We start from the raw sequence: 22318 nt of genomic DNA, 5'->3' as shown, positions 1-22318 counted from the left end.
CGCTGGCACTTGTGGCACAACCTCGGGAAAGCCGCCGAGCGGGCGGTCGCCCGCCATTGCCAGTGCCTTCGCTTCCTGGTCCCCGATCCCGAGGCGAAAGCCGAGGAACCGGCGCCGCCCGAGGAGAAGACGGACTCTCCGTCCCATGGGCTGTCGAGACAGCTACGGCCGGGTCAGCGCCTACCTGCGACAGAAGCGCACCTCGCCACGGCCGGTCACCGCGCAACCGCCGGCACCCCGCGTGGTGACGAGATGGATCTTCAGCCGACCCGAGACGCTGACCCAGATCGAACAGCTCCGGCTCAAGGCCGTCCTGGCCAACTGCCCCGAACTCGATGCCCTGACCGGTCACGTCCGGTCCTTCGCCCACATGCTCACCGAACGCCCGGGCGAACGACTGCCACAGTGGCTCGACGCCGTCCGCCAGGACGACCTGCCCAGCCTCCACACTCTCGCGGCCGGCATCGACCGAGACCGCGACGCGGTCATCGCCGGACTCACCCTGCCCTGGAGCTCCGGCGTCGTCGAAGGCCACGTCAACCGGATCAAGACGCCCAAACGCCATATGTTCGGCCGGGCCGGCTTCGCACTGCTCCGCAAACGAGTCCTGTTGGCTCACTGATCGCTGTCAGATGCCCGCGATGGCTTCCCCACGTGGGTGTTTGTCTGATGAGCGTCGGCGCGGAGGAATGGTTCGGTGACGAGGAGGACGGATGGGGTGAAGTTGCACCGGCGCTCAATGCTGAACTCAGGCGGCGGGGCATGCCGCCCTACGACGACGTCCCCGCAGAGACGACCTTCGCACCTGGCTCAGGGCAAGCTTTCGAGGAAAAGCTGACCCCCGATATGTGTCGGCCACGTTCGTGTTGCCCAGCATGAGCACGTCCTTGTGGAGGCTCATCCGCACCTCTCGCAACGCCTTCCGCGTCTCGTCGGCGGTCGGCGGCGTGGCCGCTGCAAGAGTCCGGGAGCCTTCTGCAAGCGCGATGATCTTCTGGACCGCCGTCACAAGGACCACGTGGAAGTTGGGGTAGCCCTCACGACGGGCTTCGAACGCGCGCCGAGCCTTCTCCGCGGCCAGCTTCTCGCGCTCCAGCCGGGATGCCTAGGCCGCCTGAACCACAGCCGTACGACCGGTGATCAGCGCGCTCGTCGTCACCCCGACCGCGCTCGCCAGCCTCGCAACAGTGGCAGCCAGTACGGCCGCGGCCCCCGTATCCATGACCGGCCATTCTCCAGACTTGCCCATGCTCGCGTCACCAGTCAGCCAGACCAGGCCGGAACTGCTCCCCGCCGGACCGCTGCGCACCGGGAGATCCGCCAGGCCGTCGGCATCGGCACCGGACGCGGACCGACCTCCGGCTCCGTCGACAACACCCTGTCCAAGCCGGCCGACGAGAACCTGATCGTCCGCGCCGGTCACGGAATCCGGCCACGTCCCGAGTAACCGGCCCCGTGCCGCCCCGGCCGCCGCCATCCTGACCGGATGGAGGACTTCGAGTTCCACTGCGGAACCTGTTGGGAGATCAACGTCATCGCAGGGAGGCCGAAGGGGTTCTGGACCACGACCCACTACGAGCTGCCCGGCGAATGGACGTGCTGGAACTGCGGTACGGTCAACACCACACCCGACGACTGACCACCCGCCACACCCCCAACACCAGGCCCGGACCGGATCATGGCCGGGCCTTCGTGCTGTCCAGACGTCCCCGGGGAGGGCCGCATGCACACCACTTCCCCGGCGCCTGTCCCGGCCGCCACCGTCCGCCCGCTCTCGCCCTGGACGCCCGCCTGGCCGCCGTCGACGTGAAGATGACCCTCCGCCTCGAGCCGGCGGGCCTCGCCCTGCGCGTCGACGCCGCGCACCACTCCGGCCCGCTGGACCTGGCTGACGTCATCACCGGCCTCGTGCCGCTCCGGAGCCGGAGGAGGACCCGTACGGCACCCCGGCCGCTGAGACGCTCCTTGTCGGCGTACGCGCCTATGTGCTCAGCCGCGTACGGGTGAATGTGCTCAGCCAGTGCCGCTCCGTTACCGACCCGGTCGCCGCCCGGTGGGGCGATCGTGACCGGTCCCGGCATCACCGCAGGGTGAAGTCCTCGCCTATTGACTGCTCGCGGGCGGACGTAATGACCAGGGCCGTGGCCGCGGCGTCCTGCACTGCGACGCCGACCGACTTGTAGAGGGTGATCTGGTCCGGAGCAGTACGTCCCGGTTTGCTGCCGGTGATGAGTTCGCCCAGTTCGGCGTGCACATGTCCGGCTGTGATGAGGCCGTCCCGGATCGGCATGAGCAGGTCGTTGCTGCCCGCAGGGAGTGGGGCAAGTACGGCCTGGCGCGATTCGACGCACACCAGCGCCTCGACGACCGTGGCGTCGTCGATCTCGCGACCTGCCGGGTTGTATCCCACGGATGTGATGTGTACCCCGGGTGTCAGCCACGAGCGGCGGATGACGGGTTCGACGGCGTGCGTGGTTGCGGCGGCGATGTCGGCGCCGTCGAGCGCCTCGGCGTAGCCGGGCACAGCTTGGACTTCGGCCTCCAGGACGGCTGAGAGTTCCTGTGCCAGGGCAGCGGCTTTCGCCGGATCCCGGCCGGCCACGCGGATCTGCCGGATCGGGCGGACCCGGCAGATCGCGCGGGCGTGGGACCGGGCCTGCACGCCGGTGCCAAGGACTGCCAGTACCGTGGCGTCCTCGCGGGCCAGCAGGCGCGCCGACAGCGCGGAGCAGGCGCCGGTCCGCGCTGCGGTGATGGCCGTGCCGTCCAGCAGCGCAGCGGGCTCGCCGGTGTCCGGATCGAACGCGACGATCAGTGCCTGGTGGGTAGGCAGCCGTGCCCCGTCGTTGTGCGGGAAGAGCGACACCAGCTTCGTCATGAGGACCCCGGCCGACGGCAGGTAGCCCGGCATGGCCGCCAGGAATCCATCGCGTTCGGGCACCAGGGCGGCGACGCGGTCGGGTACCGAGGCGCGGCCCGCACTGAGGTCTGCCATCGCCGGGGCCAGGGCATCGATCAGCGCGTCCACATCGAGCAGAGCCTCGACCTGCGATCGGCCCAGAACAAGCATCCCCGCTGCCTCCTGTACTGCCTGAGGCCGGACATCCGGCCGGCGACCCCAGAGCCAAAGCGTCAACCGGAGCACCCCGTCACCCGGCTACGACACGCCCTCCGTCCTGAGCACGTTCATCCGTACGCACCTGAGCACATCAGCATGTACGCCGACACTCCTGCGGCCTGCGTCATGCAGCGCCGTGTTCTGGTCGGTAGCCGGGTAGCACCGGTCGGCTTCGATCGTCTGGGGAAATGTTCGGTCGGCCAAGGGATAACTGGGGAGCGGGATCGTCGGGTGGGGCGAAGGCGCTTGGTGCGCCCCCTGATACTGACGATGGAGATCAAGTCGATGACGTCGTGCTTGGCCGTGTCCGAGCTCGCCGCGGTGGCAGCGGCAGTGGTGCAGACCGCGGCCGCCGTGGTTCAGGTGTGGTGGGACCGGCGGTCGTACCGTGCCGGGACGGCGCTGGAGCCCGGAGCCGTCGCCGCCGGACCTTTCCCGGCGGCCAGCCCGGGACCGGTCGGCGTCCGGATCGCCGTCCTGCCTCCCGCGCAGGTGGAGATCTCGGTCTTTCTTCCCGCCGGAGGTGGTCTCGGCCTGGGGCCACATGGACCGGTGAAGGAGAACGGCCCGTGGTAAGCGGCGATATGTCCGTGCAGCCCTCTCTCACCGATGTGGAGCAGCGGCTGCTGGACTGCTACGCGATGTTCATGGCGGCGGAGCCGCTGGTTTTGTGGAGAAAGTACCGGCCACTGCTGTCGCAGGCGGCGTGCGAGGACATCGCACAGGAGGCGTACGAGCGGGTGGGGGCCGAGGCCGCCTCCGGCGAGCTGGACTCGGTGACGAAGCTGCCCGGATACCTGCGGACGGCCTCGCGGAACCTGGCCAAGGACCCGCTGCGTGCCCTGCAGCGCGACCCGGTCCGCTACGACAGCGAGTTCGTGGCCACGGTCCCGCCGCCACGCGTTTCCCCCGACGACGCCGACCTCCTGGAACGCCTCGTCGTGCCCTTGACCGACGCGATGCCCCGCACCCGACGCCGCAAGATCGTTCAGTTGCAGAGCCAGGGCCTTGAGGACACTGACATCGTCAGCGTGCTGGGCATAGACAGGATCCGGCCGCACAAGGACCGCTCATCCGCCGTCGTTGAGCTGCGGATCAAGCTGGGCAAGCACATCCGTGACGGGCATCGCAAGCAGACACGACGCGTAGAGAAGGATGGGTGACGGCGGTGCGCCGCTTCAGCAAGGACAACGGCGCCGGAAGCCCTGCGCCCGAATCCCCTGGCGGGCCGCTCGCCCTCCGCAGGAAGTTGCAGGGGCCGCCGGACTTCTGGGACCGTCCCGACGGAGACTTCGGACCCCTGGCCCGCCTTTCCCCCACGGCGTCGAGGCCCGGAAGAAGGCGAACTCGTTCTACCGGCTCGGGTCGAAGGCGCTGCTGCGGGGCGAGCTCGCCCCAGCGGTGGACTGGCTGGACGCCGCCGCAGGGCACCCCGGCGCGCTGTTCCGCCTGGCCGTGATCACGCTGCGCACGGGACCGCAGTGGGTCGAGGAGGCGCACTTCCTCATCGCCGAGGCGGCCCAGCACGGGCACGGCGACGCGCGACGTCTCCTGCGGGAACCGGACGACGCGAACCCAGCAGGGGCAACGGCGAGGCCCGAAGACGAGATCTTCTTCGAGGAGGTCCGCGAGCATCTGCGACGCTCCCCGGAGTGCCGGCCCCGGCCGACGAATACCCCAGCACACCCCAGGACGCCGGCGAGCGGCAGGAGATGCAAGCGTAGGCGAGCGCGGGAACGGGCGTGTCCGACCTGGTCCTGGTCTCGACACCCGTCCTGCCCACGATCCCGAGCCCGCCCCCACGCCCCAAGGACGACCCGGCCACCCGCAGAGCGCATCTGCATGCCGTTCCCACCGACCTGTCGCTGTCCTTGCCCGATCCCCATGAGCCGCCTCGCAGACACCACCTGAGCCTGCCGAGCGGCTCATCAAGGTGGTCGGCAGGCGCCCTGCGCCCCGCCAGACCGACCCAGCTCGCCCGGCCGGCGTCGCCACCGGCCGCCGTACCGGAGAAGTGGCAGATCACCCGGCGGGCGCGGGACATGCTCCACCTCATCCGGCCGGACGGCATCGACATCCGCACCCTCGCCCGCCGCACCGGGGTAGCGCTGAGCTTCGCCGTCCAGATGCTCAGCTGGCTGCGCGAGCAGAGATTCCTCGAGGCCCGAGACGGCATCCACTACCCCGGCGAGCTCATGACGAAGCTGACCACCAACTCCCTGCTGACCGGGACGCTCGCCGAGCTGCGCGACGAGCTCGGCGCCGCCGTGTACATCAGCTCCTACACCGACGGAGAGATCATCATCCAGGAGTCGTCCTCCAGCGACACCGCTCCGCCCGTCACCGAGCAGACGCCGTTCGGGGTGACAGCCCACGCGAACGCCGTCGGCAAGAGCCTGCTGGCCCAGCAGAACTTCGTCTCGCGTATGGACCACCTCAGCAGGTACCCGTTCATCCAGCTGACCGACCGCACCATCACCGACGAACGAACCCTCTTCCAGCACCTCGACGTCGACGGCCCGCACGCAGCCCCATGGCCCGGCACGCCCTGCCCTGGAACCGCTCGAGCCCGGCACACCAGTGCCGGGCTCGAGCCCGCGGGCGCCGGCCTCGCCAGGGGTGGCTCTGTTCGTGAAGAGGGGGTCTGGCGCAAGTGCCGTGAAATCACGCCGGCCGGGCTCGTGCCCGCCCTGGACGAGCTGTTGACCTGCTGCTTCACCAGGGTCGCCTGCTTCGTACACCAAGGATCGGTTCGTCTTCGCAGAAGTTGTGCCAGAACCTGAAGAGGGGGTTCTGTCACAGATCTTGGGGAACGGTCACGGAGGGTGTCCAGATCGCATCACGTACGCTGACTCGTCATCGAACGGTTGCGACTGGACCTCGCATACTGAGTGCATGGACGCCCGTCGGCCGTGCCTGAGCTGTGGCCGCCGCGCGTTCAATCACCCACCAGCAGGCAGCGTGGAACGCAAGCGCCTGATCGTCCGCAAAACCCCGGTCCGGTTCTTCGCGACTTTCAACCAGGTGGGAAGCCGCTCGACCAGACTCATCGGGGCCCGAGGAACCAGCTCTCCGCGCTCACGAAGCTTGGCCCCCGCGTAGGCCTCCAGCAGATCGAGATGACGCACGTTATAGGCCCACAGGACGTGTCCACAGCAGCTCGTCTGCAACCACACCGGTCGCTGGAAGTAAGGATCGACAGGGCTGCCCACGACAGCAGAGTCGACCTTGCGATCCTTGAAGAAGCCGCACCCCGTGCACCACAGCCGACGATGGAGATCCAGACTCCCGTAGCCGGCAGCTTTCTCACCTGCTGGGACCTCGGGGTGGGGCGTGACAGTGGCGCACCCATCACACCGAGGACAGTGCACCAGAACCTCGTCGAGGAAGTCATATCCGTACTTGCGTTCGCGTCGATCTCGAAACCGGTCGCCGGACGCCTCTACATTCCCGCTCACCTGGTCAGCCTGCCAGAACCCGACTCGCTGCCCGACAGCACCCATCTCGCTCGTCGTGGGTACTGCGGACTGCTGCTCCCGCAGCAGGGGGCTTTGGACTGAGCGGGTCACTGGAGCAGGAGCATCTGCGGGGTAGTTCGAGTCCGGCCCGACCGTAGAGCTGCCGCTTGATCTTCTTGATGTGGTTGACTGCGCCCTCGATGCTGCCGGAGCTCCAGTCCAGGGTGAGGCCGGCGGTCACGGCGTCGAGATCTCGGAGCAGGTGGGGTGCGAAGCCGGTGAGGCCGGGTAACTGGCTGGCATCGACCGCGTCGATCCAGGCAGGGAGCGTGGCGCCGAGGCGGCCGGTGAGCATTTCACCGAAACCGCGGACGTGTCCTGCGGCCGTATCCAGTTCGGGGCAGCGGGCCAGGACGCCCTTCAGGCCGGCCCGGCCCTCCTCGCGCAGGGGCGCGGGGTGCCGGGTGAGCCAGCCGGTCACCTGCCGCACCGTCGGCGGCCGCGGCGGAGCGGCATACGGAGTCCCGCGCAAGGTGGCGATGTGCGCGCGGACCATGCCGTGGGTGACCGGGGCCTGCTCAGGGATCAGCTCGCCCAAACTGCGGCCTGCACCGCGTTCCGTCAGGTGCGCGCCGGCTGCCGTGGTGTCTGGTTGGCTTCAGGCCAGGGCGTGGCCGTAGAAGGCGGCCAGGCTCTCCAGTTCGGGGTCGCCGAACTGTTTGCGCAATGCTTCGAACGCCTCGACCTTATCCTGGCCGAAGCGCCCTACGTAGGCCACATAGGTTTCGGGGGAGACGAACTTCGGCGGGTCGGTCTTGCTGTGGAATTTGTCCGCGTACATCACCAGCCGCTCTTCCTTTGTGACTGCGATGTAGTCGGCCGGCGGTATTGGGAGGCCCTGGGCGAGGACGTCCTCTTTGGTCAGTCCGACCCCGGTATGACACGAACAGAACCGGCACAGTTCCTCCGGAATCCCCTCGGCTTGGAGGATTTCATGGCCCAGGAGGCCGTGGCGGACATAGTTTTTCCCGTCCATCCGGCCGTCGGCGTTGTACAAGCGGTACACCCCGATGTCGTGCAGCAGGCATCCTGCGCGCACCAGTTCCGGGTCGACCCCCCAGTCCGAAAGGGAAATAATTCGTTCAGCTACCTTCCAGACGATTTCGCAATGCGTGAAAACGAGGTTGAACGCTTCCTCGTGGGGTGCGTGCTTCATGTGCATGGCGCGGATTTCGTCTACCGAAGGAATATCCATCCGGGCAGCATAGCCAATCCCGTTCGGTGTGCAGGCGTGGTTCGCTGGTCCGGGGGCGTGATGAGTGTGGGTGTTCTCGCGAAGCAGGTGGACGGCGACGCTGCCCAGCCAATAGGTGGGGTAGTCGCCGACGGTGCTGTCGGCGGTGGCGACGGGCAGTCCGCGGTTGCTGTCGGCGGCGAGGACGCAGCTGGCGGGTTCCCAGCGGCCGTCCTTACGCTGGTAGATGGTGTCTTTGCTGTTGGCGCGGGCCTTCTTGCGCTTGGAAGCGGTCATCGGCCCGCCTCTTCCAGGTGGCGCTGAACGTAGTCAGCGAGGGCGGGGATGCGGTGGGCGCGGCCGATGGTCGGCGAGGCCAGGCGGCGGGTGCGTAAGAGGTCGTAGAGGGCGGAGCGGCCGATCTTGAGGCGGGCCATCGCCTCGGGGGCGGTGAGGAGTTCGTCGTCACGCACCGGCTGTCACTCCCTGTTCGCATGTCGGTCCGCCGTGGATGAGGGCGGCGAGGCGTTCGAGGTCGGGTGTGAGGCCGGTGCCGTCATAGGCCCAGTGGGCGAGGACGAGGGTGGTCGGTGAGGGCGGAGAGATGTGGCGGCGATGCCAGGACCTGGGGCCGTATCGTGCAGACCCCGGTCGTGAGGGTGCGGGGCCGGGGCTCCGGGCGAGTGTCGATGGCGGGCATGGCTTGCTTCGAGCCGGGCCGGCGATCCCGGCTCATCTATGTGATCCGCGAGTACCGGGGCCGCAAGGAAGAGCCGAAGGGCTTTGGCCGGCGCGACTTCCGCGACCTGGTCGTCCGTGCCCGGATCCAGCTCGGGGGGACCACCCGGGCCTTTCGCCCCGCAGCGCCTTCCGCAACCTCCGTGCGGGAGGCACGGCCATGCGCCCGGCAGGTATGGGCGCGCTCCGTGTTGTCACGGTCCCAGCGAAGGTGGATCACGGCGAGGCCGTGGCCGGCGGTAGGTCATCCTGAGTGGGACGCGGTGGGCCTGACGTCTCAGTCGATCTGAGAACTATGCACCCTGGGCTACTTCGCGCTCGGCAGTGAACTCGTCGAGGAGTTCGAACAGGGCCTTGATCGCGTGTTGTTCGTCCTCGGGCGGAAGGTTCCAGACGTTCTCCCAGCCGTGCGGGAGGGCGATGTGGAGGACTTGGCCGGGCCAGGCGTGGTTGCAGTCGCGTCCGCGGCGTGCGACGAGCCAGTCGTGCCGGCCGGTAAGTCCGTGTCCACCGTGCCGGAGAGCATGCTGGTCATAGCCGGTCAGGAACGCGGTCAGCATGTGGAAGGAGGTCTTGCCGACGAACATGCCGGGACGCCGGCCCACGCTGGCGAAGTACTCGCGTTCGGTCATTTCCAAGAGCGGTTTCATGTATCCGAGCCTTTGTGAGCACTGGTGTCGTCGTCCTCGGCTGGACGAAGTCTGCGGCGGGCTGCTTCCAGACGCTCGGCGTAGTCCGCTGCGAAGATCTCCGGTAGCGACTTGTCGAGCGTTCCGGCGATGCGGTGAAGGGGCGACCAGACCGCCGCATCGTCGACGAGCCGACTGAGGCCCGTCATCTGCACCCGCTCCAGCCGGTCCGACAAGACCAGCGCCTCATCCGGGGTGAGCCTGAGAATGATCTCCGAGTTCTTCACTGCTCGAACATAGTCCGACGTCGTCCCCCGGCCGTTTCGCCGTCGAGCGAAGTGACCAATCCGCGCCCACTGTGTTGATCCCCTCGCGACGCGGGGACCGAGTCGACTGGTCAAATCGTGCTCCCCATCCCCGCTTTGTATTGTGTTCCCGCCGTCGTGCAGGGGCACGGTCACAGTCGTCGCGGATCACCGGCAGCGGCACAGAGACCGGTGCAGCCGTTCGGGTACGACCGGCTGGCGCCCGCGTGTCACCTACGCGACCGTTAATCGAAGGTGCGTATTATTTCGGCTGTGGCTGAAACACCCTCCCCGCCTTTCTGGCCGAACTGATCGACCTTCAGGCCCGCCTGCACCGCGCCCGCCGCGACTTCAGGGCACTGTGCAGCGAGCTGCCCTGGTCGGCCGAACCTCACCCGGGCTGGCCCGGCAGCGTCCACCCCCACACCAAAGAGGTCATCTGCGGCCGACCCGAAAGCCCCGGCTGGACCGAGGAACAGAGGGCGGAGCGCACCCGGCTGCTCGCGCTTGTCCAGACACTCGCCACCGAAGTCGCGGGCCACGACTTCTGGTCGACCCTGCCCACGGACGACAGCTGCGTGAAGGCCCGGGCCCAGCTCAAGCACCACCCTGAGGCGCGGCTTGACACTGAGCCGGTGACGGCAACCGACGCCGGGGCGATGTAGGGGCGGCGGCGGTGAAGTCCTTGTGTCGATATCCGAGCGGCTGCGAGATCTGCACGCCGTGAGGGAGCCTCGGCATCGTCAAGCCATGTGCACACTCCCGGCAGCCGGCCGGAGTCGGCTTTCCCTCACCCCCGGCCCCTCCCGTTGATGGGGCCATCCCGCTCACGGAGCAAGCGAACCGTGTCGAGTCGTCAAGGACGTCCACCACGGCGCGCTACGTGCTGGGAAAGAACTCTCCTGGCCGAAGCGCTACCCGCCCGGCCCAATGCCCCAGCAGCCAGATATGCGCCCATTTGGTTGGAGTCGGGTACGGAGGAGTGACTCACTGGGCCAGCCGTCTTCCCCCGGCGAGGGTTTCGATGCTGCGGTGACGACCTCAGAGGCGACCTGAAGCGGCCTCCGACGAAAGGGTGGTGGCGGATTGATCGGAGAACGGATCGCGGGCTATCAGGTGGAGCGCGAAATCAGCCGTGGGCCCTGGTCTCTCGTCTACCTCGCGAAGGATCTGCAACGGGGCCGGCTGGTCGCTCTGAAGCTGCTTGCGCCGGAGCTGGCCCGCGACGACACCTTCCGCAGACGCTTCGCGCACGAATCCCGGGTTGCCGCCTCGATCGACCACCCGAACATCGTGCCGATCTTCGAAGCGGGCGAGGTCGAGGGTGTCTTGTACGTCGCCATGCAGTATGTCCCCGGCCTCGACCTGCGGACGCTGCTGGACCGGGACGGCCCGCTGCCGGTACCGACCGCTCTGCGCATCGCCGCCCAGGTGGCCTCGGCGCTCGACGCGGCCCATGCGCACGGCCTGGTGCACCGGGACCTCAAGCCCAGCAACATCCTGGTCGCCGAGGGCACCGACAGCAGCCACCTCGAGCACGTCTACGTCACCGACTTCGGGATGTCGTACAAGTCGCTGTCCATCACGGGCTTCACAGCGGTGGGCGAGTTCGTCGGCACGCTCGACTACATGGCACCGGAGCAAATCTCCGGCAAGCCGGTGGACGGCCGGAGCGATCTGTACAGCCTGGCCTGCGTCGTCTACGAGGCCCTTGCCGGAAGGCCGCCGTTCGAGCGCGATGAGGGCATGGCGCTACTGTGGGCGCACCAGTACGACCTGCCACCTGCTCTCTCCCTGGCACGTCCCGAGCTCAAGCCCGGTGTTGATGCTGTGATGGCCAAGGCGCTGGCCAAGTCTCCTAAAGATCGCTATGCCTCGGACCAGGAATTCGTGGCCCATTTGCGCACTGCCGCCTTCTTCCCCTCCCGCGACGTCGGAGAGCTGCCAAAGAGGCCGTCGGTAGAGCGACCAGAGATGCCTAGGGCCTTCCCGCCGTCCCCAGCCGCGCCTGACCCTGCAGCTGGGAGTACGCCACCGGGACCGCCCTTCGGTGACGATGACGACGAGTGGTGACGCGTGGGTGACATCGCCAGGAGCGCTCTCGGCGGCGCGTGGACGGTGCTGGTGGGATGGCTCTTGCCGACCGCGTTGAACGTGAGCCTCTTCCTTGTGGCTGTCTGGCCGAGTCTGCGGCGCACCTCGGGGTCCGTGAGGCTGTGGTCAGAGGGCATCACGCATCTGTCCGCCGGAGTGCTGGGCGTCTCGGTGCTCCTCGGGCTGGCGCTCTGCGCCCTGCAGAACCCTCTCTACCGCGTGCTGGAGGGTTACACCCTCTGGCCGAACGCCCTCTACGCGTACGGGTGCGCTCGCCGGCGGCGGGCGAAGCAGGATCTGCAGGACCGCCTCGCGCTGATCAGGCTGGAGCGCCAGGAGCGGGAGGACCAGCTGGCACAGGATGGGGCCGCCCGGTTGACGGCCTTGCGCGCCAATCCGCGGATCGCTCGGGCCGCCCGCAAGGACCGGCGGCGTACGGCTGTGCAACGTGCGCTGCTCCGCGAGCGCCTCGCTCGCTACCCCGTCGACGACGCGCAGGTGGCACCCACGAAGCTGGGCAATGCCATCCGGCGCCTCGAGGAGTACGGCTACGACCGGTTCCGCCTCGACACCCAGGTGATGTGGAACGAACTGACCGGGAACGCGCCGGAGCAGGTCCGCCGACAGGTCGATCTCGCCCGCGCGAACGTCGACTTCTTCGTGGCGCTGCTCTACGGTCACTGCGCCGTTGTCCTCTGCGCGGCAGCAGCCTTGGCCACGGCTGACCCCGATATCCCGCTGCTGATCACGGCCATCGCCGTGCCGGGCTTGCTGATTCCGGTGTGGTACCGCGCGGCCGTGTCGGCAACCGACGAATGGTCCGCGGCTGTAAGAGCACTCGTGAACACGGGACGCAAACCGCTCGCCGAATCGCTCGGCCTTCTCCTGCCGGGCGAGCTGGCCGGCGAACGCGAGATGTGGGCGTTGGTCTCCAAGATGTCGCGATTGCCGCATCACGAACGTGCCGCAGGCCTGGATGCTTTCCGAGAAAAGCCGCCTGAAAGCTCACCGACGCTGGTGGGGGACAGCGGCTCCAGCCAGAACGCGACGTAGCCTGAACCACCACGACACTCAGACCCCTGGCTGTGCTGGGGACGGCAGGAGCGGCGTGCGATCGTCGCTCACGATGCACGCTTCCATAGAGCGCGAGCCAGAACCGGAACTTGGCCGGAACCACCTGGAGTCGTCCGTCGATCAGGCGGCCACCCCCTTGTGTCGTCCCATCCCGGGTCAGGCTTCGTGCGGGTGGAAAGATCCATCGAGCAGGTGGCCCTATTCACGAAGAGGGGCTCTGCCACAGCTTCCGTGAAACCGCGCAGACCGGGCTCGCGGCCGCCTCTGAACGAGCCGCTGACCTGCCGGTTCACCACGGCCGTCGGCCTCGGACACCGGGGGTCGGTTCGACTTCACGAAAGTTGTGCCAGAACCGGAACTGGTTCTGGCACAAATTTTGTGGAGCTACGCCAACCGGGCTTCTGTCCGCCTCGTGACAAGCCCCTGACCTGCCGGTCCCCGGCGTGCTCCGGCCTCGGGCACCGAGCTTTGACTCGACACCACAGAAGTTGTGCCAGAGCCCGTCTTCATGAGCGAAACCAGCCTGGGAAACGCCGACCAGACCGCCTTGCCCGCTGACCACACGCAGGCACGGGTGTGTTGTGGCGGGTGCGGAGGAGCCCCGGCCGTAGGGGGCCGGGGTTCCTCATAGGCCCGCACGCAACCACCATCGGCGCGGGCCGGTGTTCCCCATGCCGGGCTCTGTGGGCGGGGGAGGCCCAGGGCCCGGCGGCGGGTGAGCGGGTCCCCTCCGCTTCACCTCCGTGTGCCCTCGATGCCTGCCCTCACACACCCCGCGCCGCTCTCGAGAAAGCCCGGTGTGAGGTGTGACTTTGCGGGCAGGAGGGCGGCAGCGCCGCCGTCTGCGGACATCCCCCCGAGTCGCGGGCGGCGGCGACGACCGTGCATGCCCTGCCCGCGGCCCTCCCCTTCCCGCGGGCAGGGATGCATGAGACGTACGGCAAGTGCGGGCGGCTACGGCCTGAGGCCGGACCCTGGGCGCGGGCATGACGCCGGCCGCCGCCCCGGAGGAGCTGTTCGTCCAGGCAGCCCGCAGCACAGCCGCATGAAGACGGTGCGCATCGGGTGCTCGGTGCGCACCGAATGCCCGGCAGAGACATGGGATCACCGGATGGAGTCTGGGTGTGGGGCCGCATGACCGAACGCGAACGCCGCGCGCTGCTGCGCCACGGGCCTGATGGCGTCTCCTGGCGGCAGATCCTCGACGACGCCCGCCGCGCCCAGGCGCAGCTCTGCGCGAGCTGAGCCGCACTTCTGTGCGTAGGGGCGTCTTATGCCACGAGATCGCTGACCACATGCAAGCGACGACCGGGTGAGGACTTCCGTGGGGAAGGCAGAGACGTGCCTGCTCTGCTCGTGAAGCGGACAGACCGAGAGAGGGGTGACTTTGGGCGGTTTGCCGGTTTCGGAGAAACTGGTTCAGCTGAAGCCGTATGTACGGTAGAACTGCAGGTCACAGAGGCTGCTCCCCGCACCCGTGGGGATGGTTCCCCCAGACAGATACCACGGGTTAGGTCGTGTATCGGAACTCGAACCCGGTCAGCTGACCGCCGGCTCGGGGCACGCGCAGACCGGATCTCTACGGGCACGCCATCGGTCGGCGGCCGTAGCGGTCGATCCACGCCTGACATCGCGCCACAGCGGTCTCACCGATATCCATCGGTCCGAGGCATCCGAATGCTAATTTCGACAGGTGGCCCGAAATCAACCCATTCAGATCGGTTCGCGGATCGCGGGCTACCAGGTGGAGCGTGAGATCGGCCGCGGGGGCATGGGCGTCGTCTACCTCGCGAAGGATCTGCGGCCGGGCCGTATCGTGGCCCTGAAAGTGCTCGCACCCGAATTGACGGACGAAGACACCTTCCGTCGACGCTTCATCCATGAGTCGCGCATGGCCGCTGCGATCGAGCATCCGCACATTGTGCCGATCTTCGCATCGGGAGAGTCCAACGGCGTCCTGTACATCGCCATGCGCTACGTTTCCGGACCGGACTTGGGGACTGTCCTGGACCGGGACGGTCTACTGCCGGTGACGGGTGTGATGCGCATCGCCGCGCAGGTGGCATCGGCGCTCGATGCCGCGCACGAGCACCACCTCGTACACGGGGATGTGAAGCCCGGCAACATCCTCGTGGCCACGAGCGGTGTCGGTGACGATCCCTATGCGTATCTCATGGATTTCGGAATGGCGAAATCGTCACTGGACGCGTCCGCCACCTCGGTGGGTGAATTTGTGGGCACCTTGGATTACGTGAACCCCGAGCAGATCTCCGACCGCCCCGTAGACGGTCGGGGCGATCTGTACAGCCTCGCCTGCGTCGTGTACGAGGCCCTTGCGGGTGGGCCCGTATTCCAGAGGGACACTGACTGGGCGGTGCTGTGGGCGCACCAGTACGAAAATCCACCGGATCTCTCCGAGAGACGGCCGGGGCTCGCGCCGGCCGTCGACCGGGTGATGGTCAAGGCGCTGGCCAAGGATCCTGAGCATCGTTACGGCTCATGCCGGGAGTTCGTGGCGGAGCTGACTGCCGCCGCGGGCGCTCGGCCGAGCTAGAAACGATGTCCCGGAGGCGCTGGTGGCCGCGCCGGTGGCGGCACACGAGCGGTCGGTACGCGCCGGACCTATGGCCCGTGTGGATCGTGGCCGGACTCGCTGTGGTCTCGGTCTGCGTCGCCGGCGTTGTGGCGTACTGGCTCGTCCGTCGGCTGACGGAACCCACGGAGGCCCTGGGCGTTCCCGACGGCATCAGGCTCAGCATCGCCATCCTGACGGTCTTCGGCGCGGTGCTTGCGGGTGTGTACGCCTATCGCAAGCAGCGCATCGCCGAAGGAGACGCCCATCGGGCGGACGCGACCCAGTTCGCCGAGCGCTACAGCACGGCAGCCGGCCAGCTCGGCCATGAAGGACCGGCCGTACGCCTCGCTGGCGTATACGCGATGGCCCGGCTGGCCGACGACTGGGTGGAGCAACGTCAGGTCTGCGTGGACGTTCTGTGCGCCTATCTGCGCATGCCCTACGAATGGCAGCCGGAGGCCGATCAGTACAGGAAGGGAGAAAGAGAGGTACGGCAGACGATCATCCAGGTCATCCGCGATCACCTCCGGGAGCCACGGGAGGAGTCTTCCTGGTCGACCTGCGCTCTTGATTTCACCCGCGCGACCTTCGACGGCGGCGACTTCTCCGGCTGCCGGTTTCGCGGCAGTGTCTCCTTTGCGGATGCAGACTTCGTCGGTGACCTGCTCAGTTTCGACGGAGCCGGGTTCCTCGACGGGGCAGTCACCTTCCGCGGCGCAAGATTCGGCGCCGGCGCGGTCACGTTCAACGACGTGCAACTCCAGGGCGCTACGGTCAGCTTCGACGAGGCACGGTTCAGCGACAGCGCAGTTTCCTTCCGCGGTGCGCTGCTCGGTCCCGGCACCATCACGTTTCACCATGCGAGCCTCAGCGGCGGGACGCTTACGTTGGACGAGGCACGGTTCGTGGGCGGCACGGTCGGCTTCGACTACGCGCAGTTCGGAAACACTACGGTCACGTTCAATCGGACACAACTCGACAATGGTTCGCTTGCCTTCCGCCGTGCCCGGTTCACTGGAGGTACGTTGAGCTTCGACCACGCACACTTCACCGGCGGTGCCCTCGCCATCGATGACGCGGAGTTTACGGGCGGCACGGTGACCTTCTACGCGGCGCGATTCGATGGTGGAAACGTCACCTTCGATTACGGGCAGTTCACCGACAGCACGGTCACCTTCCACCACGGGCGATTTAATGGAGGCGCCGTTTCGCTCGGCCACGCCAGGTTCAGTGGCGGCATGGTCTCCTTCGTCCGTGCCCAGGTGAACGGAGGCCAGGTCACCTTCGCCGACGCACAGTTGAGCGGTACCAATGTTCGATGGGGTCGTTTGCGGCCGCCCGAGGACGGGATGGGCTGAAGTCCAGACCGACTCTCACGAGCGAGTGCTGTCGGAACCGGCCCATCCGAGCTGATGAACCTGCGTGCAGGCGGCCGTTCGCCTGCGCCGCCTGGGATTTCGAGGACGAACAGCGCCGCGCCCTGGCCGCTTTCGTGCGGCGTCCGACCCTAACCACGACCGCTTGATGAGCTGGTGGCCGCGCCCTCGGCCTCAGTCCAGGATGAGCGGCTTCTCCAGCACGTCCACGTTCTTGAGGACATCGATGGCCTGGGCATCGGTGACGTCCTGCTGTGCGGAGTTCTGAGTGTTCTGTGAGTGGCTGACAGCCTCTCCGGTGTTCCCGTTGTTCATGGCACTGTTCTGACTGGCAAGGTCAAGCACCCCAAGTTGATGCCCAATGAGGCCGTCAGGGGTGGGGTCGGCCAGGGCAGGGCTGGCTGCTGCGAGCGAGGCGATTGCGGCAACTGCGGCGGCACTGAGCGCTCGGCTGAAGATCTTGGTCATACCGAGGCAACGAGACATGTGCTCCCGTGGTCACGAGAACGGCTCACGACGGCTCGGAGCGTTGCGCGAGTGCCGGGTCCGGGTCCGGGGTCGGCCGGGCGGCGGATTGCTCCTGCCAGCCGGAGACCCCTTGTGGGTGATCCACCGGCCGGCGCGCACGGCCCCAGCCGCCTGCCTTCGCCCGGCCTCGGGTGGTCGGCCCGCCGGCTCAGGTGAGCTGACTCTCCCCACGCCATACCGTCGGTCAAGGGTGCCGGGGCTTCTCCCGGCACCCTCCGCGTGCTCATGCACACGGGCGAGGAATGCGCTGGTGTGGGAAGGGCAGACGTGCTGGATGAAAAGCCCGCACGTACGGTGAAGCGGAGGTGTGACGGTGGCCGACGCCCCCAGCGCCCTTGCCGGGACGCGGACAGCCGAGCTCGAGGGACCGTCCTCGCCTTCCCAAGCCCGTGATGTGACCCGAGGCTTCCTGGCCGGCCTGAGACCGCAGCCCGGCCGTGAGGCCGCCGCGGCTGTCGTCCTCGCCGTCTGTGAACTCGTGACCAACGCGGTACGCCATGCGGGAGGGACGATCGCCCTCACTTTGACCGCAGGCTTCGAGGCGATCGAGATCGCGGTGAGCGACCGCAGCTCTCAGTTGTCCGCGCGGCGCGAGCCCGACTTCGCAGGCGGCGGTGGGTTCGGCTGGACCGTCGTCCACAGTCTGGCCAGCAGCGTGACCGCCACCTTGCACCCCACTGGTGGGAAGACCGTCCGCGCCCTCATCCCCGCGGGGGCGCAGACCCTGGGCAGCTGATCACCACAACCCAGGACCGGTCCTCCAGGGAGGCCCGATTCCCTGCCGACGCGGATCCGAGTTGGGTGACCCGAACGGCTGTGAGCGCGTTGAGACCTGCATGACCACGACGATGCGGCTTGCTCCCATCGGCGCGCAGCGAACCGGAAGCGAAACGGTTCCCCGCCCAGACTTGGAGCCGATCTTCACCGAACTCGTGCGGCAGTGGCAGACGGCCGGCCGACTTGTCCCCGGCCAGGCTGATCAGGAATGGACCATCCTCGCCCATTCCTCTCCATGGCCTGGCCGCTGACCGCGCGATGGGGCACAACGACTGCGCCGCCCTCCAAGGTGCCAGCCGGACCGACTGGCCATGGCCGGGTTCGCGCCACGACGCAGCCACAGCAGGGAGCAGTGGCGGGGTTGGCGAGGGTTTTGCGGGCCCCCGGCGCCGGGCTGGGTACCGGGGGCCGTCGGCGGCACGAGTCCCGTGGGGTTGGTCCAACCCGCGCACGCGTCACCGTCATTAATGTGCTCCGGTACTGGAAGGACACGGCCCACGTCAACCCGCCCCCGAGGTCGACACGCCCACGGGTCTCGGCGGCCATGGCAGCGGTGGGTCACAGTCGGACGATGACGAGGGCGGTGTCGTCGGTGGCGCCTCCTGCGGGGAGCAGCTCGTACAGGAGGGTGTCGGCGAGGCGCTGGATCGGCCGCCCGGTGGCGGGTGAGGGCGTCGGCAAGGCGGGCGAGGCCCGCGTCGATGTCCTCGCGGCGGCGTTCGATCAGGCCGTCGGTGTACAGGACGAGCGTGTCGCCCTCGGAGAATTCCGTGGTTGCCTGGGGTCGGGCGACGGGGTCGGGGCGGGCGCCGAGCGGGGGATCGGTGGCCTGGTCGAGGAACTCGACGGTGCCGTCCACATGCAGCACGGCTGGTGGAGGGTGGCCGGCGCTGCTGTAGGTCAGGGCGTGCGTGTCCCAGTCGACACAGACCTCGACGGCGGTGGTGTTCTCGGCACCTTTGACCGATCGGGCGTACAGACCGAGGACCTCGAGCGCCTGGGCCGGGCCATCGGCGACGCGGGACGCGGCGGACAGGGCGCTGCGCAGCAGCCCCATGACGCCGGCGGCAGGCAGGCCGTGGCCGACGACGTCGCCGACGGCGACACCGATGCGGTCGCCGGGCAGATCGACGAGGTCGTACCAGTCGCCGCACACGTTCAGCGAGCCGACCGCGGGCCGGTAGCGCACCGCGGCACGATGATGACCCACCAGCCCGGGGACGGGCAGCATCGCTTTCTGCAGGGCGAGAGCGACCTTGCGTTCACGGGCATGCGCCTCGCGCAGCCGCTCGTTGACTTCCTGCAGCTCCCGGGCACGGGTGTACAGCTCCGCCTCCAGGACACGCGCACGGCTGCCCTCCGGCCCGCCACGAGCCTTGATCAGCTCAGTGACCTCCTCCACCCGGTGCACCAGCAGCTCCACCCGGCCGTCGGGGCCGACGATGGAAGCATTGACCGGGCTCCAGTACCGCTCCTCCCACTCCCCAGGCCGCTCCTGCGACTCCACGTCGTAACGCTGCAGCGCCATCGTGTCCCGCTCCCCGGTGGCCAGCACCCGCCTCAGCGACGCCTCCAGATTCCGCGCACCAGTGGCGGCGGGATCGTCAGGGTTGTCCGGGAACACGTCGAACAGGTACCGGCCGACCAACTGCTCCCGTGTGCGGCCGGACTGGCGCACGAACTCGTCATTCACATCCACGTACGCCAGATCCGGGGTCAGCAGGGCCACCATGCCCGGAAGCTCCCGGAACACCGCTGCATAGTCGATTCCCGTTGCCATCACTACCTGTCCTGATTCCGGGACCGTGCGTGACCTTCACGATGGGAGTTCGTCCGGAGCCGACGCGGGACCGGCGTGGGGGAACGGCCAAGCCCTGGGCGACAGCGAAGAGCCGCGCTGGCACCCGCGCCTCATCCCGGCCGTCCTCCCGAGGTGCGCACAACCTGCTGAACGTCGTCCCAAGGATCAGTACAGTCCGCGCACCGCGCGACGGCGGCTTGCCGCCCGCCGACGCCCAAAAAATCCGAGGGATTTCCCGCCGACCGCGAGCATCCCGGGCTGGCGGAGCACCTCGGACAGCTCGACGTCATCCATGCGGTGGACCTGGACTATCCCGCGATGCTGACGGTCGCCCGGCTTCGTGGCGGCCGAGGCCGCCAGGCACCTCCTGACCAGAGTGACGACTGCTCCTGGCAGGCGCAGCGATGTCCCCGACCTCCCAGCTGCTCCCCGCACCCGCGGGGATGGTCCCCACCCGCACATCGTGGACTCGGTGCTCCGCATCCGCTCCCCGCTCGCGCGGGCATGGTCCCACGAGTGACCGGACCTCTTTCATCCTTCGCCGGATGGGTGAAATGGCCTGGGTGGGCGGGGGCGTGACAGAGCAGGGCCCCTTCGGTCGCCGGCGTGTTGAGCGGAATCACCCCGCCGACGACGAGGGGCCCTGCCTCGTCACCACACCCACTGACCAGCCCGTTTCATCCTCTAGCACAGGACGAAAGAGGTTCAGTGAGAGCGACGCGTACAACCCGGAGGGCGCCTGGGATGTCATAGAGGCGTCCGAGGAGTGGCGGGAGGCTGCTTCCTGACGTCAGTGAGCTTGAAAACATGAGGAGTCCGTGATGAGTGCGCGTACAGGCCTGATTCTGGCGACGGCTCTTGTCGCTGGTATCGCACCGGTGGCGTTCGGAGGAGCGGCGGCCGTGGCCGTATCGGCGGTGCACCTGGCGGAAGCCGCTGTGGAGCCCGGCACGGTGGTCCAGGACGGGGGCCGGACGAAGGTGTGGGCCGGCGAGGAGGGCCCGGGGACCGTCCGGTTCCGCGCCAACGTGCCGGCCGGGGTGACCGGTCCGGTGACGGCGACGCTCGGATTCGTCAAGCCGATCTCCCAATGGCCCGGCGCCGGCACCACCCCGGATCGTGTCGCGGCGAGGATGGACACGACCGCGTCGGTGGACGGGGCCGCCCCGGTGCCCCTCTCGTGGCGCACGAACATTGGCTACGAGAGTGAGCCGATGGCCGTCGACCTTCCTGCCGTCGAGGCCAAGGCCACCCTGGACTACGCCGTGACGTTCGACCTCTCCTCCCGGGACAGTTGGTTCGGTTCGTTCGATCTGTCGGTGACGCTGAAGGACGCCGAGGGGAAGGTGGTCTCGAAGGGCACTGTCGGCGTCGAAGCCGTCCTCGGCACCCCCGAGGCGGGCCTGCGCGGTGCCGTCCACGCCCGCGACAAGGACGGCGTCCTGTGGCGGTACGAGGCGACCGGAACGGCCGACGGCAAGCTGACGGCGCGCAAGCGCGTCGGCGGCGGCTGGGGTGTGTACACCGCGATCGCGCCGCTCCGCAACATCACCGCGGCAGGCTGGGGCAGCCTGGTCGCCCGGGACAAGGACGGCGTCCTTTGGTACTACCAGGGCTCCGGCAATCCGGACGCTCCCTTCAAACCCCGTGTCCGCGTCGGCGGCGGCTGGAACATCTACACGCAGATCACCCGCGACAGCTACGGCTACGGCGACGTCCTGGTCGCCCGCGACAAGGACGGCGTCCTGTGGCAATACGTCAGTGGCTTCGACGGCACTCTCCTGCCGCGCCAGCGCGTCGGCGGCGGCTGGAACGCCTACACGAAGATCACCGGATACGCCGACGGCATGGTCGCCCGTGACACGGCTGGCGTCCTGTGGAAGTACACCCACAGCTCCGCCGAGCACCCGTCGAGCGGACCGTTCGACGCACGGGTGAAGGTCGGCGGCGGCTGGAACGTCTACAACACGCTCGCCGGCACCGAGGACCTCGGTCGCTGGAACCACCTCGACCTGCTGGCCCGCACCCCCGGAGGCGACCTGTACGCCTACCAGGGCAAGCCGTCCGGATTCGGTCACGTCCCGGCGACCCGCACCAAGATCGGTTGGGGCTGGAACATCTACGACCTCGTCCTCTGAGCCATCCGGCAGAAATCCCCGAGAGCGATCCACAGGCCGCACCACTTGAACGGTCCTGGTCACGGCAAGCGCCTTGCTCGCCGCTCCGGCGCCACTGTCATGACCGGCGCGGTGGGTTCTTGGCGGACGTAGGCCCCGAGGGTCGGCCTTACCTGCGTCCGCCGGCTCAGTTCCCGTCTTCGGATCCGCCTGCGTGTCCGCCGGCCCCCCGACCGAGTCGTAAGTGAGCCGTTTTCATCCTGTCTCTGTGGGGTGAAATGGCAGGTCAGCGGGGGTGTGTAACGAGGCGAGGCTCCTGGTCGTTGCGGTGGTGTTCTCTACGCACCACGCATCGTCCGAGGAGCCTCTCCCGTGTCGTGCCACGGTCGACGTCCCGCATGAGCTGGTCGAGCACGTTTCCTGGCTCATCTACGCACGAAGGCGTGAACGCCGCTCGCGGTGGCGGAAGCTCGGCTGCTTCCGCCAGGCCCTGT

The 22318-nt window shown here is 68.1% G+C and carries 19 protein-coding genes and 1 pseudogene; 12 read left to right on the top strand and 8 right to left on the bottom strand.

What is annotated here, in order from left to right:
* Positions 1-145 precede the first annotated feature (145 nt).
* From K7G60_RS32750 to K7G60_RS32740, 3 genes are all read left to right on the top strand, one after another.
* Entirely contained in the window at positions 146-622 is a 477-nt protein-coding gene (locus K7G60_RS32750) for a transposase (protein WP_225804600.1), read from the top strand.
* An 864-nt stretch (positions 623-1486) separates the two neighbouring features.
* A complete protein-coding gene (locus K7G60_RS32745; protein ID WP_225804599.1) occupies positions 1487-1639 on the top strand; it encodes a hypothetical protein in 153 nt (50 codons plus the stop codon).
* 53 nt (positions 1640-1692) lie between these two features.
* Positions 1693-2007 carry a hypothetical protein gene (locus K7G60_RS32740; RefSeq protein WP_225804598.1) on the top strand — a complete coding sequence of 105 codons (315 nt, stop codon included), beginning with the start codon at positions 1693-1695 and terminating at the stop codon, positions 2005-2007.
* 73 nt (positions 2008-2080) lie between these two features.
* On the opposite strand, the gene K7G60_RS32735 is transcribed toward K7G60_RS32740, so the two are convergent.
* Positions 2081-3070, bottom strand: coding sequence for an ornithine cyclodeaminase family protein (locus K7G60_RS32735; protein ID WP_225804597.1), 990 nt, complete (start codon positions 3068-3070; stop codon positions 2081-2083).
* 333 nt (positions 3071-3403) lie between these two features.
* Here K7G60_RS32735 and K7G60_RS32730 point away from each other — a divergent pair, with 333 nt between their 5' ends.
* The 3 genes from K7G60_RS32730 (at position 3404) to K7G60_RS32720 (ending at position 5901) form a co-directional block, all read left to right on the top strand.
* Positions 3404-3694 (top strand): hypothetical protein, encoded by a 291-nt coding sequence (locus tag K7G60_RS32730; RefSeq protein WP_225804596.1) that lies wholly within the window; start codon positions 3404-3406, stop codon positions 3692-3694.
* The gene (locus K7G60_RS32725; protein ID WP_225804595.1) at positions 3688-4281 is read left to right on the top strand and encodes an RNA polymerase sigma factor; all 594 of its coding nucleotides are present in this window, start codon (positions 3688-3690) and stop codon (positions 4279-4281) included. The genes K7G60_RS32730 and K7G60_RS32725 overlap by 7 nt, the downstream gene beginning before the upstream one ends.
* 579 nt (positions 4282-4860) lie before the next feature.
* Positions 4861-5901: an IclR family transcriptional regulator C-terminal domain-containing protein gene (locus K7G60_RS32720; protein ID WP_225804594.1), complete on the top strand. Its 1041-nt coding sequence runs from the start codon at positions 4861-4863 to the stop codon at positions 5899-5901.
* A 679-nt stretch (positions 5902-6580) separates the two neighbouring features.
* Here the strand turns inward: K7G60_RS32720 and K7G60_RS32715 are convergent.
* The 5 genes from K7G60_RS32715 to K7G60_RS32690 form a co-directional block, all read right to left on the bottom strand.
* The gene (locus K7G60_RS32715; RefSeq protein WP_225804593.1) at positions 6581-7174 is read right to left on the bottom strand and encodes a transposase; all 594 of its coding nucleotides are present in this window, start codon (positions 7172-7174) and stop codon (positions 6581-6583) included.
* Positions 7175-7234: 60 nt separating this feature from the next.
* Entirely contained in the window at positions 7235-7831 is a 597-nt protein-coding gene (locus tag K7G60_RS32710) for an HD domain-containing protein (RefSeq protein ID WP_225804605.1), read from the bottom strand.
* 272 nt (positions 7832-8103) lie between these two features.
* Positions 8104-8283, bottom strand: coding sequence for a helix-turn-helix domain-containing protein (locus K7G60_RS32700; RefSeq protein ID WP_225804592.1), 180 nt, complete (start codon positions 8281-8283; stop codon positions 8104-8106).
* Between the two features lie 558 nt (positions 8284-8841).
* Entirely contained in the window at positions 8842-9180 is a 339-nt protein-coding gene (locus tag K7G60_RS32695; RefSeq protein ID WP_225804591.1) for a hypothetical protein, read from the bottom strand.
* Between the two features lie 14 nt (positions 9181-9194).
* Positions 9195-9464, bottom strand: a complete 270-nt coding sequence (locus K7G60_RS32690) for a hypothetical protein (RefSeq protein ID WP_225804590.1) — start codon at positions 9462-9464, stop codon at positions 9195-9197.
* Positions 9465-10568: 1104 nt separating this feature from the next.
* Here K7G60_RS32690 and K7G60_RS32685 point away from each other — a divergent pair.
* The 4 genes from K7G60_RS32685 (at position 10569) to K7G60_RS32670 (ending at position 16583) form a co-directional block, all read left to right on the top strand.
* Complete coding sequence (locus K7G60_RS32685; protein ID WP_225804589.1) at positions 10569-11555, top strand: serine/threonine-protein kinase; 987 nt, start codon at positions 10569-10571, stop codon at positions 11553-11555.
* Positions 11556-11558: 3 nt separating this feature from the next.
* Positions 11559-12629 carry a hypothetical protein gene (locus K7G60_RS32680; protein ID WP_225804588.1) on the top strand — a complete coding sequence of 357 codons (1071 nt, stop codon included), beginning with the start codon at positions 11559-11561 and terminating at the stop codon, positions 12627-12629.
* 1714 nt (positions 12630-14343) lie between these two features.
* On the top strand, positions 14344-15204 hold the full coding sequence (locus tag K7G60_RS32675) for a serine/threonine-protein kinase (protein WP_225804587.1): 861 nt from the start codon (positions 14344-14346) through the stop codon (positions 15202-15204).
* A 77-nt stretch (positions 15205-15281) separates the two neighbouring features.
* A complete protein-coding gene (locus tag K7G60_RS32670) occupies positions 15282-16583 on the top strand; it encodes a pentapeptide repeat-containing protein (protein ID WP_225804586.1) in 1302 nt (433 codons plus the stop codon).
* Between the two features lie 192 nt (positions 16584-16775).
* Here K7G60_RS32670 and K7G60_RS32665 read toward each other — a convergent pair whose 3' ends face one another.
* A complete protein-coding gene (locus K7G60_RS32665; protein ID WP_225804585.1) occupies positions 16776-17069 on the bottom strand; it encodes a hypothetical protein in 294 nt (97 codons plus the stop codon).
* 373 nt (positions 17070-17442) lie between these two features.
* Between K7G60_RS32665 and K7G60_RS32660 the strand changes: the two genes are divergently transcribed.
* Positions 17443-17865, top strand: a complete 423-nt coding sequence (locus tag K7G60_RS32660; protein WP_225804584.1) for an ATP-binding protein — start codon at positions 17443-17445, stop codon at positions 17863-17865.
* Positions 17866-18464: 599 nt separating this feature from the next.
* Here K7G60_RS32660 and K7G60_RS32655 read toward each other — a convergent pair.
* Positions 18465-19686, bottom strand: a pseudogene (locus K7G60_RS32655) (PP2C family protein-serine/threonine phosphatase).
* 923 nt (positions 19687-20609) lie between these two features.
* Here K7G60_RS32655 and K7G60_RS32650 point away from each other — a divergent pair.
* Positions 20610-21845: a tachylectin-related carbohydrate-binding protein gene (locus K7G60_RS32650; RefSeq protein WP_225804583.1), complete on the top strand. Its 1236-nt coding sequence runs from the start codon at positions 20610-20612 to the stop codon at positions 21843-21845.
* Positions 21846-22318: the final 473 nt, after the last annotated feature.

The sequence above is a fragment of the Streptomyces sp. NK15101 genome (genome assembly GCF_020400725.1).
In the GTDB taxonomy this organism is placed as follows: domain Bacteria; phylum Actinomycetota; class Actinomycetes; order Streptomycetales; family Streptomycetaceae; genus Streptomyces.
The sequence above is the reverse complement of the archived record's forward strand: the minus strand, read 5'-3'. Positions and strand labels throughout refer to the sequence as shown.